Below are 13,520 nucleotides of genomic sequence, written 5' to 3'. Positions count from 1 at the left end.
TGAAGAAGATGGCGATCGAGGCGATCTACCGGCGGCCGAACACGTCGAAGCCGGCGCCGGGGCACAAGATCTATCCCTATTTGCTGCGCAAGCTTGCGGTGACGCGGCCCAACCAGGTGTGGGCGACCGACATCACGTACATCCCGATGGCGCGCGGCTTCGTCTACCTTATCGCCATCGTCGATTGGTTCAGCCGGCGGGTGCTCAGCTGGCGGCTGTCGATCACGCTGGAGACCGATTTCTGTATCGAAGCTTTGGAGGAAGCGCTGACGCGCTTCGGTGCGCCGGGGATCTTCAACACGGATCAGGGTAGCCAATTTACCAGCATGGCGTTCACGGCCGTCCTGAAGCGCGAGAAGATCGCGATCAGCATGGACGGTCGCGGCGCCTGGCGCGACAACGTGTTCGTCGAGCGTCTGTGGCGCTCCGTAAAATACGAGGAGGTCTACCTGCGGGCCTATGGCTCGGTTAGCGAGGCCCGCGCCTCGATCGGTCGGTATCTCGCATTCTACAACGGACGACGCCCGCACTCGTCGCTTGACCGCAGGACGCCCGATACCGTCTACTTCAACCAGCCGCTTCTCGCAGCGGCATGAAACCGGCGGACGCTCCACTTAGCAATCGCGCCGAGCTGTTCAAATGAACCGAGCCACCTCTGCCTGCCGTTCACATCCAGACGCTAAAGGCTGCCGTTGCGAGCCTCACGAAAGAGTTCACCCGGCAGAAGCGGGGCCAGCCGATTGAGCGAAACGAGACGGTCATTGATGAGATTTGCGCTAGTCTCGAATGCGGCGAGGTGCTGACCATGATCTGCACCGATCCAGCCATGCCAGGTTATCGCATGGTGACCCCTCGGATTTTTCGCAAGTAGTTCCCAAAACCTGACGCCTCCCATATCTCCCTTTCGTCGGGGGAGTGACTATGCCGGTTGATCGCGAACATTGGCAGGAGAAGATGGACGCGTTACCGCCGTGGCGGTGTCCGTTCTGCTCAAAGGGCACTCTGGCTCCAGTCGCCGAAAAGATGGTGATTGAAGAGACCGGCCCATCGAAAACCGATCACGAGCATGACGCTTGAGAGCCTGAGTGGATTCGCGCGAGGTTCGCCGGGTTCATGGAATGCAACAATGGCAATTGCGGCGATTTGGTCGCGGTCAGTGGGAATTCACCCGTTGACGTGTGGGAGGAGCAGGATTGGGACCACCATCAGCAGCATGTCAGTCACCTCTACGCCGTAAAGTCGATCTACCCGGCACCTATCCCGATCAAGCTGCCCGAGGCGGTTCCCGACAACATCAAGGAAGCCGTCTCGATGGCGGCCGCGCTCATGTGGGCGAGCAACGAAGCGGCGGGGAACCAGCTTCGTCAGGTCGTGGAACTGTTCCTCACTGAGATGGGCATCCCAGTCAAATCGGCGAAGGGCAACTTCCTCCCACCGCACAGCCGAATTGAGGAGTTCAAGAAAGGCGATCCCGAAAACGGGGAAGCGCTGCTCGCGGTGAAGTGGCTGGGCAATTCGAGCAGCCATCCAGGCGGCCTGACTCGCGACGATCTCCTCAATGGCTTCGACATCATCGAGTTCGTGCTTGAAAACAAATACGGCGTAGCGAAAGCTCAGCTGAAAGCGATCATCGCCGCGATCAACGCTGCAAAGGGACCGGCCAAAGCTGCGCCGTGAGGTTCAGCGCGCTCGGCGAACGGCAGCTTATCGGACGGCGCTCCGTTCCCGCGAACGGCAGGAATTGGGCGCATAACAGCCATCGCTTTCAAGCTGAATGAACGACGGGAAACGGAAGCCTGCTGCCCAAAAGCGGCCGGGCCGTTATACGCCCGATCTGACGATTTGTCGCGACTGAACGCAGTTCGCCGGTTCAACACCAGATCATCCGCAACGGGCGTAGATCCTATTGGCGGCCCTATGAGGATGACAGAGCCTTAGACCTCTGCAATCCCAACCGATTCGTCAGCCCGCTCCAGATCAGACCCCGTCCTGACGCGACGTGAACGGTTGAAGGGCACGAAGGTGCGATACCAGTGCAATACCAAACGGCGGGTATCAAAACCTTGAACAAGCCAACCCGGGAAAAAGATGTAAATATTTCAATGGTTTGAAATGGTGCCGCTTACAGGACTCGAACCTGTGACCCCCGCATTACGAATGCGATGCTCTACCAACTGAGCTAAAGCGGCGTCGCGCCGTTCGGGTGAACGGGTGCGAGGGCGGGCGCTTAACAGGTGGTTTTGGTGCTGACAAGCCGCTTCGCCGCCTCAGGCGCAATGGCGCGCAAAAAAGCGAGGCTTTACTCCGCGTTTACCACGCGCGGTGCACAAGCCGGTTAGGACAGTCGCCCGATCGGCGGGGCGGGCCAAATAGGACGGTTGTGCAATGGACAGTGTTCGCGGATTCGGGGACGGTCGCTTCGACAGCGAAGCCGAGGGCGACGAGATCGACGACACGCCCGTCGACAGCGCGGGAAACGGCGTTGCCGAGACACAGATCGACGTCGGCACAGACGAGCGTCGCATGCACGTTCGCGCCTATAACCATTGGGTGTCGCTGCTTGGCGGTCGCGCCTATCCCTCGATCGAGGATCTCGACCCCGCCAATATCGCCGATTTCGGCCCGCACAGCGTCCTGCTCGATTTCTCGCTCGGGATCGAAAACCCGGCGATCGCCTATCTCGGCCGCGCGCTGCGCGAGGAGTGCAGCCTCGATTCGTCGGTGACGCACATCTCGCAAGTGCCGAGCCGCTCGCTGCTGTCGCGGCTGACCGACCATTATCTGCAGATCATCGCGAACCGCTCGCCGATCGGCTTCGAGGCCGAATTCGTCGGCGTGCGTGGCCACAACACGCTGTATCGCGGCATCTTGATGCCCTTCTCGTCGGACGACGAATCGATCGACTTCATCTATGGCGTGATCAACTGGAAAGAGCTGGTCGACGCCGAGACGCAGGCCAAGCTTCACGCCGAAATCGCAGCGGCGGTCAGCAGTGCGCCGATGGCGCCGCCGGCAGCACCGATCTGGGCCGATGGGCCGAGCGCTGGATTCGATTCGGCGGAAGCCGATGATATCGACGATGCGGCAGCCGCGGCTACCGGCGGCAATCTTGCCGATCAGTTGATGCTTGCGCAGCAAACCGCCGCCGCGGTGCGCGCTGCAGACGTCCGTGGCCGCGCGACGCTTTATCGTGCGCTCGGGCGGGCGCATGATTTCGCCGCCGCCGCCGATGCCGATCCGCAGAGCTATCGCGCGTTGCTCGAATCGGCCGGGATCGTCGTCCAGCTCCGCGCGCCGATGACGCCAGTGGTCAAGCTCGTCTTCGGGTCCGATTACGACAAGACGCGGTTGACCGAATATGCCGCGGTGCTGTCCTACGCGCGCCGGATCGACGTCGCGACGGGACAGCTCGGCGAGTTTCTCGAAGGCTTCGAGGGTGGCATCAAGGGGATCGTCAAAGCCGAACGCGCCGCACGGACGCCCGTCGCCAAACCGCGCGCGAGCAGCGCGGGCTTGCTCGCCTCGCGCCCGACGCTCGCCAGCGTGGCGATCGAAACCCCGCTCGAGCGCGGCGCTTATGTCGTGCTGCTGGCGCGCGCCAACGATGGCGGAATGCTCGACATCGTCGCGACGCTTGGAGACGACACGGCGCTGACCGAGCGGGCGATGCGCAGCGCGGTCTGACGCGCGCACCGCGCGGCACGACCTCGAAAATTGTGCACCGCCACAAGTCTTGAGGTCGCGCAGCGTCGGGCGCATAGGGGCCCGCATGGCTAAAACCACGCTGAAATCGCTGTCGGACGCGCTTGCTGCCCGACTGACCAAGGGTGCTCTTCCGGGCGAAATACAGGGGTTCGGCAAGACCGAGCGAATCGACGCTGCCGCGTTCGTCGCCGCGACTGCCGAGCGGCGCAGTCCCGGCACCGCCAGGATCGCGCTCGAGCCGCTGCCCGGTACCGACCCGCGCCGCCGGATGCGGCTGGCGATCGTCAATGACGACATGCCCTTCCTCGTCGATTCGATCGCCGCGACGATCGGGGCGCACGACATTTCGATCGACCGGATCATCCACCCCGTGCTCGGTGTGATTCGCGACGCCGACGGCCAGTTGGTCAGCGTCGACGATTCGGGGCCTGCCGAATCGATGATCTATATCGAGCTCGAACGCGCCGATGCGCGCGAGCGGCGCGATCTGGTGGCCGAGCTCGAACGCAATCTCGCCGATGTCCGCGCCGCGGTGCAGGACTGGCAGGCGCTGCAAGACGCAATGGCAGCCGACATCGCGACGCTCCCGGCGGGCGAAGGCGCCGAGATGCTCGCCTGGTTGCTCGATCGCAACTTCACCTTGCTCGGCCACGAGCTGTGGCGCGGCACGACCGAGACGACGCTCGGCCTCGCGCGCAATCCGCAGCCGGTGCCGATGCTCGCCGAAGCATCGCGCACCCTCGCGATCCAGTGGTTCGAAAAGGGTGGCGAGGCGCCGCTGCTGCTCAAGTCCAATCTCATCTCGAGCGTCCATCGCCATCTCCCGCTCGATCTTGCCGTCGTGCCGGTGCGCGAGAAGAAGAAGATCGTCGGCGTTTCGATCCATGCCGGGCTGTGGACCAGCAGCGCGCTCAACGCCGCGCCGCAGGACGTGCCGGTGCTGCGCAAGCATCTGGCCGCACTCGAGCAGAAGTTCGGCTTCGATCCCAAGGGGCATACCGGCAAGGCGCTGACGCACGCGCTCGCCGCGCTGCCGCATGATTTGATCACCGCCTTCACCCCCGAAGCGCTCGAAGAGGTCGCACTCACCGCGATGTCGCTGGCGGACCGCCCGCGGCCGAAGTTGGTCCTGGTGCGCAGCGTGCTCGGGCGGCATCTGTTCGCCTTCGTCTGGCTGCCGCGCGACGACCTGACCACCGCGCGGCGCATCGCGATCGGGGACATGCTGGTCGAGGCGGCGCATGGCGGGCTGCTCAACTGGGCGATCGCGATGGACGACGTCACTGCGCTGATCCGCTTCACGATCGACGTGCGCGGCGGCGGGGTGATGCCCGATACGGCGACGCTCGATGCGCGGATCGCGCGGATGGTGCGCGGCTGGGTGCCTGCGGTCGAGGCAGCGCTTGCCGATCTGGTCGAGCCGGCGCGCGCCACGCGACTTGCGTTGCGCCATGCAACCACCTTCCCGGCGGGCTATCGCGCCGCCAACACCGCCGAGGAAGCCGCGCAGGACATCATCCGCCTCGCGCGGCTCGAGAACGCCGAGGATCGTTCGGTGCGGATGTACCGCGACGCACACGGCGCGGCGCGGTTGAAGATCTACCGCCAGGGCGGTGCGCTGGCGCTGTCCGACGCGGTCCCGGTGCTCGAGAATTTCGGCTTCCGCGTGATCGAGGAACTGCCGACCGCGCTTGCCGATGACGAGCAGGGCTTCGTCCATGAATTCCTCGTCGAGGCGGCGGGCGTGCGGCTTTCGGCCGATACGACGGTGCTCGAGGATGCGATCCAGGCGGTGCTCGAGGGCAAGGCGGAGAACGACGCGTTCAACCGGCTGATCGTCGATGCCGCGATGGCGCCGGCGTCGGTGCTGCTGTTCCGCGCCTGGTTCCGCTATCTGCGCCAGGCCGGGCTGACCTATGGGCTCGTCACCGTGGTCGATGCGCTGCGGCGTGCGCCGAAGGTGGCCGCGGCGCTGATCGAGCGTTTCGCCGCTGCGCACGATCCGGCGCGCGCGCGCTCAGGCGTCGAGGCCGCCGATGCGGCGATCGACACCGGGCTCGACGCGGTCTCGGCGATCGACGACGATCGCATCCTGCGCAGCTTGCGCAGCGTGATCGCAGCGACGCTGCGCACCAACGCATTTGCCTCAGCCGGGCAGATCGCGCTCGCGTTCAAGCTCGACAGCCACCTCATCCCCGGCCTCCCCGCCCCCGTGCCGTGGCGCGAGATCTGGGTCTATTCACCGCGCGTCGAGGGCATCCACCTGCGCGCCGGCCCAGTCGCGCGCGGGGGCCTGCGCTGGTCCGACCGGCGCGACGATTTCAGGACGGAAATCCTCGGGCTGATGAAGGCGCAGCGCGTCAAGAACGCCGTGATCGTGCCGACCGGCGCGAAGGGCGGCTTCTATCCCAAGCAGCTCCCGTCGGCGTCGAACCGCGACGCGTGGCTCGCCGAGGGGACCGAGAGCTACCGCGTTTTCATCCGCACGCTGCTGTCGATCACCGACAATATCGTCGAGGGCGCGGTGGTGCACCCCGCCGACGTCGTGATCCATGACGGCGACGATCCCTATTTCGTCGTCGCCGCCGACAAGGGCACCGCGACCTTCTCCGACGTCGCCAACGCGATCGCGCTCGAGCACAATTTCTGGCTCGGAGACGCCTTCGCGAGCGGCGGCTCGGTCGGGTACGACCATAAGGCGATGGGGATCACCGCCAAGGGCGCTTGGGTCAGCGTCCAGCGCCACTTCGCCGAGCGCGGCATCGACGTGCAAACGCAACCGATTCGCGTCGTCGGCTGCGGCGACATGTCGGGCGACGTGTTCGGCAACGGCATGCTGCTCAGCCAGACATTGAAGATCGTCGCGGCGTTCGACCATCGCCACATCTTCCTCGATCCCGACCCCGATCCTGCGAAGAGCTGGGCCGAGCGGTCGCGCATGTTCGCGCTGCCGCGCTCGTCGTGGGCGGATTACGATGCGTCGATCATTTCGAAGGGCGGCGGCGTCTTCCCGCGCACCGACAAGGTGATCAAGCTCTCGAAGCAGATCCGCGCCGCGCTCGGCATCGAGGCGAGCGAGATCGAGCCCGGCGCGCTGATTTCGCTGATCCTCAAGGCCCCGGTCGACCTGATCTGGTTCGGCGGCATCGGCACCTATGTGAAGGCGCGCGCCGAGAACAACATCGCGGTCGGCGACCCCGCGAACGACCGGCTGCGCGTCGATGCGGAGGACCTGCGCGCCACCGCGATCGGCGAGGGTGCGAACCTGGGCGTCACACAGGCCGCGCGCATCGCCTTTTCGGCGCGTGGTGGACGGATCAACACCGACTTCATCGACAATTCGGCCGGCGTCGATTGCTCGGATAACGAGGTCAACATCAAGATCGCGCTCAACCGCGAGATGATCGAAGGCCGGCTTGGCTACGAGAAGCGCAACACCTTCCTCGCCAGCATGACCGACGACGTCGCGCACATCGTGCTCGAGGACAATCGCCTGCAGACGCTCGCTTTGTCGATCGCCGAGGCTGACGGCGCGCGCGACGTGCCAAGCTATGTCCGGCTGATCGAGATCTTCGAGGCGAGCGGTTCGCTCGACCGCGTGGTCGAAGGGCTGGCGGGCAATGACGATCTGCTGCGCCGCTCGGCCGAAGGGCGCGGGCTGACGCGGCCTGAGCTCGCCGTGCTGCTGGCAACCGCCAAGCTCGCGCTGCAGGCCGCGATCGAGCGGTCGGATCTGGGGGCCGACCCCGAGCTGCTGTCCGATCTCCACGCCGCCTTCCCGCCCGCAATGCGCAAGAAGTTCGGCGCGGCGATCGACCAGCATCGCCTCCGCGGCGAGATCATCGCGACCAAGCTCGCCAACCGGATCGTCAACCGGATGGGCGTGCTCTATCCCTTCGAGCTTGCCGAGGAAGAGGGCGCGGCGATGAGCGACATCGCGGCGAACTTCGTCGTCGCCGAACGGCTGTTCGACCTGCCCGAATTGTGGCGCGAGATCGAGACCGCCGAGATGCCCGAAGCGGCGCGGATCGCGCTGTTCGACGAGGTCGCGGTGGCGACGCGCTCGCAGATCGCCGATCTGTTGCGCGTCACGCGCGGCGGCAGTCGTCCGGGTGACGTGCTCGCGCGGCTGTCGAAGGGCATTCGCGAACTCGACAAGCAGACCAAGGCGCTGCTGCTCGAGGAAGCGAGTGCGCAGAGCGCGCGGATCGCCGCGACGCTCGAGACCGCGGGCGCGCCGGGCAAATTGGTGCAGAAGGTCGTGCGGCTGTTCGAGCTCGATGGTGCGGTCGGGCTGGCCGATCTCGGCGAGCGGCTCGGGATCGACGAGGCGGTGCTGACGCGCGCCTTCACGCGGCTGGGGCAAGCGCTGGGTCTCGACTGGGCGCAGGCCAATGCCGCGCGGATCGCCTCGAGCGACCCGTGGGAGCGGTTGCTGATCGCAGGGCTGGCGCGCGATTTCCAGCAGCTGCGGCTCGAGTTCCTCGGTCGCGGCGCGAACGGGAACGGGAGCGATCCGCAGGCGCTGGTCGAAGGCTGGCTGGCGGAGAATGCCGGCCGCGTCGCGCAGTTCAAGGCGGTGATCGATCGCGCGCGGCTCGCGCCGGCGCCGAATGCGGCGATGCTCGCGCAGATCGCTGGCCAGGCGCGCGTGTTGCTGGGGCGGTAGCAGCCCTCCACAACCGTCACCCCGGACCTGTTCCGGGGTCCACCGGGATGCGCGCCCTGCCTCGGCAGTTCATGCGGCACGGTGGACCCCGGGACGGGCCCGGGGTGACGTTTCAGGAGTAGGCCAGCCAGATCAGCTTAGGACAACAGCTTCACCCCGCGCGCGCTGGCGCGCCTTGAGCTGCGCGCGCCAGCCGCGCGACCGCCACCACATGATGATCCCGGTCACCGCGAGGATCGCGGGCAACAGCCCGCCGAGGAAGATCACGATCTGCCAGACGAGCCCCATCCGGGTGCCGTCGTGGATCCGCCGCATCGTCCGCGCGAGTGGTTCGCGTGGCTCGGGCACGACCTTTGCGGCACCATCGCCGTCGGCGACCGTCACGGCGCGGGCATCGTGCGCGATGCCGAGCGTCCACACCGGCTTCTGATCGGTCGGCCACTCGACCTTGGTGATGGCACCCGGCGACACGGCATTGCCGCGCGCGATGACCGCGTCGAGCGCGAGCTTGGGTGTCGCAAGCGGCAGCGGCCGCTGGCCACCCGCCCGCGCACCGGGCTTGCCGCCCGCCCCACCCTGCGCGCCGCCGAACACTTGCGGGAACGAGATCCAAGCCCCTGTCAACGACAGCACGAACAGCGGCAGCGCGATCCAGAAGCCGAGCAGGTGATGCAGATTGGTGTCGGTGTTGCGATGCCGCCGCCAGCGAAGCCCACGCGCCCAGCGCCCGACCGTCGGCCACCACAGCCACAGCCCCGACACGCAGGACAACAGCATCGCCACCCCGATCCAGCCGACCACTTGCCGCCCGACGCCGGGAATCAGCAGCGATCCGTGGATCATGTGGAAGGTGCGGATCAGCCCGCCGCCGCTACCCGCGCTGTCGAGCACATGCGCGGTCGCCGGATCGATCCAGACGGTCTTGCGGGGCGGCGGTCCGGCGGTACGCTTGGCGGTCGATGCGGTGCTCGCCACCACGATGACGGGCTCACCCGGCGCGGATGGGAGCGCAAGCGAGGCGATTCGGTCGCCCGGCGCGAGCAGGCCGCGCGCCGCTGCGACATAGCGCTGCATCGGCTGCAGCCCGCTTCCGCTCGTCGCGTAGCGCTGCGGGTTGAGCGCATGGTCGAGCGCATCGTCCCACACCAGGGCGGCACCCGTCACCGAGAGCGGGATAATTGCCACCGCCAGTATCAAGCCGATCCATTTGTGCACCTGGAACCAGGCGTTGCGCATTCCGATCTTGCTCACTCAGACCTCCGCCCAGCGGCGCAACAGATTGTGATAGACGCCGGTCAGCCGGACGATCTCGGCATCCCCCTGCCCGACACGCGCGCCGAGCGACTGGATCGCGGTGTCGAGCTCGAACAGCATCGCGCGCGAATCAGTGTCGCGGACCATCGACTGGATCCAGAAAAAGGATGCGACGCGCACGCCGCGCGTCACCGGCGCGACGTGGTGCAGGCTCGACGCCGGATAGAGCACCAACTGACCCGCGGGCAGCTTGACGCTTTGCTCGCCGAACTGCGTCTGGATGACGAGCTCGCCACCGTCATAGCTGTCGGGATCGGCGAGGAAGAGCGTCGCCGACAGATCGCTGCGGATGCGATAATCGCTGCCGCGGCGGATGCGGATCGCGCTGTCGACATGCGCGCCGAAGCCGTCGCCGGTCGCGTAGCGGTTGAACAGCGGCGGAAACACCTTGAGCGGAAGCGCCGCCGCCACGAACAGTGGCGAGGCGGCGAGCGCATCGAGCACGATTGCTCCACCAGCGCGTGCAGCCTGCGAATCCTCGGGCAGTTGCGCATTGTGCTTGGCGAGCGCGGACTGGTGCCCCGACGTGGCGTTGCCGTCGATCCAGTCGCTCGCATCGATCATCGCGCGGAGCGTGGCGACCTGCGCCGCATCGAGTAGATCCGGGATGACCGTCAGCATGCGGCCCCCCGGATCGCCTGGACGCCGCGCACGCGGAAGGCACCGATGTCGGAGGCCGCAAGCCACGCCGAGGCTTTCTCGACGAACGCCGGCGTCGCGCTCGCGCCGGCGCGCTTGAGCCAGCCGATCGCATCCTCGATCCGGCCCGCAGCACCCAGCATCCGCGCATGGTTGAAGCACCCGCGGAAATCCCCGCCCTGCGCCGCGCGCGCATAGCACAGCGCCGCCGCCGCCATGTCGCGCTCGACCACCCAGCCGTCTTCATGGAAGCTGCCGACGAAGTTGATCGCCTTGGCCCCTGCCAAATTTCTGCCGAGCGCCGCTGCCTTGCGGAACCACGCGAGCGCCGCCGGTCGGTCCTCGGCCACGCCGTCGCCGAGCGCGAGCAGGGTCGCGTAATTGTACATCCCCCAGTCGAGCCCACGCTCGGCCGCGATGCGATAGCAATCCGCCGCGCGGCGCTTGTCGGGCGGCGTGCCCCAGCCGAGATCGTAGCACCGACCGACCATGTTGATCGCCATCAGGTGATGCTGCGCCGCCGCGCGCGTGAACCAGCCGAGCGCGGCGCGCGGATCCGTGGCCACGTCGATCCCGTCGAGCAGCATCTGTCCGAACACCGCCTGCGCCTCGGCCTCGCCCGCTTCGGCACAGGCGCGGATGAACGCCGCGCGCTCCGCCGGTGGTGCGGCAAGCCGCGCGGCGATCTCGTCGCGCGACAGCGCCGTGACATCCTCCATCAGAACTTCGCCGTGAGCGTGCCGAACACGGTGCGCCCGGGCGCGATCGACGCGTAATGGTTGGTGTAGGTCTGGTTGAAATAGACCTTGTCGGTCAGGTTCTGCGCGTTGACCGAGAGCTGGAGGGTCGGCGTCAGCTGGTAGCTCGCGCGGGCATCGAAGCGCCAATAGGCGGGGACGCCGCGCGCGAACTGGACCGTCGCGGGGGCGACCGTCACCACGCCCGCCGCGGTCTGCGTCGCGCTGCGATTGTCGGCATAGCCGCCATAGATGCGGCTCGAGTAGATCGCGCTGCCGCCGAGCTGGAAGCGCTTGGTGACTTCGTAATTGGTCGTCGCGGTGAAGCTGTGTTTCGCGATCTGCGGCACTTGCCGACCGGTATTGGCCGAGGCGACATAGACCGTGGTCGCCGGCGCAGCGCCATTCGCCGCCACGGCGAGCGCGCTCTGACCGCCATCGACCACCTTGGCATCGAGATAGGTGTAACCGCCGAACACGGTCCATCCCGGCAGCACCGCGCCCGATGCGGTGAGCTCGAGCCCGCGGATCCGCGTGCGGCCGATAAAGGCGACGCTGCCGCCATCGGCGGTGACGCGCGCGTTCTGGATGTCGGTCTGGAACACGGCTGCTGCGAGCGCGAGCTTTTCGTGGAACACGCTCGCCTTCGCGCCGAGCTCGTACGACTTGGTCTTCTGCACCTTGAGCGAGTCGAGCACCGAAAGCGTGGCAACCGTCGTCGGCAGCGCATTGTCCTCGCGACCCTCGCCGAGCAGGCTGTTGGGCGGCGTCGCAGCGGTGGCGTAGCTGGCGTAAAGGCTGGTTTCCTTGGTCGGCTTGAACACGAGCCCGGCCTGCCAGTTGAACAGCTCATCGGTGCGCGACACGCGCAGCGGCACCGCGCCGACCGCGAAGGGCAGCGTCACGGTCGATTTGAAGCGATCGAAGCGCGCGCCGAGATTGAGGATCAGTTGCGGGAGCAGCGTGATCGAGTCGAAGCCATAGACCGCGATCGTCTGCGCGTCGTTCTGCGTCTCGGTGTTGCTGGCGCCGCGGACGATCGGTGTCTGCACGCTCGACGTGTCGCTGGTATAGTTGACGAAGGGGTCGTTGGGGTTGGGGTTGAACAGGCTCGTGCAATAATAGCGCGCAAGCGTCGCGGTCGTGCAGCGCGGCGTCAGCGTCGAGCCCGAGGCGACGACATAGGTGCCGCGCCGCGTCTTCTCCCACGCGAGCTCGGTGCCGACCGCGAAGCTGTGCTTGATGCTGCCGGTCGTGAACGTGCCGCTGAGATCGGTCTGGTTGATCAGCGCCTTGCTATAGCCATAGCGTGTGTTCGCGCGCCGCCAGACATAGCCGCCGCTCGTCAGATTGCCGCCGGTGTTGGTCGTCGTCGTGCCGAAGACGTTGCCCGTGCTGTCGTCGGGCAGCAGGAAGATATAGGCCTGCGTGTCATGGTTGAAGCGCGCGGTGTTGCGCAGCGTGATCCCGCCGCCGAAATCATGCTCGACCCGCAGCGTCGCCTGGTTGGTCGTCGCATCGCGGAAGTCGCGGTTCTTGAGACCGTAGAAGGTGTTGCGCGAGATCGTGCCGGTCTGGCCGCCGCGCGTCGTGACGGTGCCGATCGCGGGCGTCGTGAAGACAGTGCCCGCGGGCAGCGCGCAATTGGTTGCCGTGCAGACGTTGAGATAGGGAATCCCGCTGTCGGGGAGCTCATGGCTCTCGAGCCGGTAGAAGCCGACCGTGAGGCGCGTCGGCGTGCCGAGCCCGAGCGTGAAGCTCGGTGCGATGCCCCAGCGGCGCGCGTACACGGCATCGCGCCCGGCGACGTTCTGGTCGTGCCACACGCCTTCGATGCGGAACGCCGCGGTGTCGCTGACGCGCAGGTTCACATCGGCGGTGACGCGCTTGTAATCGGCATTGCCGTACGAGACGCTCGCCGATCCGAAGCTGCTTGCTTGCGGAAGCTTCGAGAGGATGTTGATCGTGCCACCGGCGCTCCCGCGGCCACCGAGCGTCGAGTCCGAGCCGCGCACGATCTGCACCGAATCGACCGCGAACACTTCGCGGCTTTGCGAGGCGAGATCGCGCACGCCGTCGACGTAGAGGCTGCCCTGGCTGTCGAACCCGCGGATGAACGGGCGGTCGCCGATCGGGTTGCCGCCCTCGGCCGCGCCGAAGGTGATGCCGGGTACGGTACGCAGCGCATCGGCGAGGCTGTTCGATCCGGTCTGCGCGATCGTGTCCTTGTTGAGCACGAGGATCGATTTCGGCGTGTCGAGCAGCGGCGCGACTTGCTTGGGATCGGTCCGGCGCTGGCCCTGGACGACGATGTCGAGCTTGGCGTCGGGATCCATGTCGTTCGCCGCCGCGAGCGGCGCATCCTCTGCGAACGCCGGATGGCTGGCGAACGCGCCGACGCACGAGAGAGCGAGATAGACGGGCTTACGAACGGCAGAAGATGTCAAAGCGGTTTC

9 protein-coding genes and 1 tRNA gene are annotated in these 13,520 nt (G+C 66.6%); 5 read left to right on the top strand and 5 right to left on the bottom strand.

What is annotated here, in order from left to right; genetic code table 11:
• From QN347_RS07235 to QN347_RS07230, 3 genes are all read left to right on the top strand, one after another.
• On the top strand, positions 1–596 hold a 596-nt coding region (locus QN347_RS07235), incomplete at its 5' end, for an IS3 family transposase (RefSeq protein ID WP_323494003.1).
• A gap of 59 nt (positions 597–655) precedes the next feature.
• On the top strand, positions 656–871 hold the full coding sequence (locus QN347_RS20975) for a hypothetical protein (protein WP_416194521.1): 216 nt from the start codon (positions 656–658) through the stop codon (positions 869–871).
• 242 nt (positions 872–1,113) lie between these two features.
• Positions 1,114–1,677 (top strand): DUF4145 domain-containing protein, encoded by a 564-nt coding sequence (locus tag QN347_RS07230; protein ID WP_322162400.1) that lies wholly within the window; start codon positions 1,114–1,116, stop codon positions 1,675–1,677.
• Between the two features lie 436 nt (positions 1,678–2,113).
• Here QN347_RS07230 and QN347_RS07225 read toward each other — a convergent pair.
• Positions 2,114–2,189: transfer RNA gene (locus QN347_RS07225), tRNA-Thr, on the bottom strand.
• Between the two features lie 196 nt (positions 2,190–2,385).
• Between QN347_RS07225 and QN347_RS07220 the strand changes: the two genes are divergently transcribed.
• Both QN347_RS07220 and QN347_RS07215 read left to right on the top strand, forming a co-directional pair.
• Positions 2,386–3,684, top strand: coding sequence for a hypothetical protein (locus QN347_RS07220; protein ID WP_322162398.1), 1,299 nt, complete (start codon positions 2,386–2,388; stop codon positions 3,682–3,684).
• An 85-nt stretch (positions 3,685–3,769) separates the two neighbouring features.
• Positions 3,770–8,374, top strand: a complete 4,605-nt coding sequence (locus QN347_RS07215; protein ID WP_322162397.1) for an NAD-glutamate dehydrogenase — start codon at positions 3,770–3,772, stop codon at positions 8,372–8,374.
• A gap of 132 nt (positions 8,375–8,506) precedes the next feature.
• Here the strand turns inward: QN347_RS07215 and QN347_RS07210 are convergent, their stop codons facing one another.
• The 4 genes from QN347_RS07210 to QN347_RS07195 are packed head-to-tail and all read right to left on the bottom strand — an operon-like array spanning position 8,507 to position 13,511.
• A complete protein-coding gene (locus tag QN347_RS07210; protein WP_322162395.1) occupies positions 8,507–9,625 on the bottom strand; it encodes a PepSY-associated TM helix domain-containing protein in 1,119 nt (372 codons plus the stop codon).
• A complete protein-coding gene (locus QN347_RS07205; protein ID WP_322162393.1) occupies positions 9,626–10,309 on the bottom strand; it encodes a Fe2+-dependent dioxygenase in 684 nt (227 codons plus the stop codon).
• Positions 10,303–11,046: a tetratricopeptide repeat protein gene (locus tag QN347_RS07200; protein WP_322162391.1), complete on the bottom strand. Its 744-nt coding sequence runs from the start codon at positions 11,044–11,046 to the stop codon at positions 10,303–10,305. The genes QN347_RS07205 and QN347_RS07200 overlap by 7 nt, the downstream gene beginning before the upstream one ends.
• Positions 11,046–13,511, bottom strand: a complete 2,466-nt coding sequence (locus tag QN347_RS07195) for a TonB-dependent receptor (RefSeq protein ID WP_322162390.1) — start codon at positions 13,509–13,511, stop codon at positions 11,046–11,048. The genes QN347_RS07200 and QN347_RS07195 overlap by 1 nt, the downstream gene beginning before the upstream one ends.
• Positions 13,512–13,520: the final 9 nt, after the last annotated feature.

Origin of the sequence: Sphingomonas sp. 10B4 (assembly GCF_035019905.1) — a bacterium.
Lineage (GTDB): Bacteria > Pseudomonadota > Alphaproteobacteria > Sphingomonadales > Sphingomonadaceae > Sphingomonas > Sphingomonas glacialis.
The sequence above is the reverse complement of the archived record's forward strand: the minus strand, read 5'-3'. Positions and strand labels throughout refer to the sequence as shown.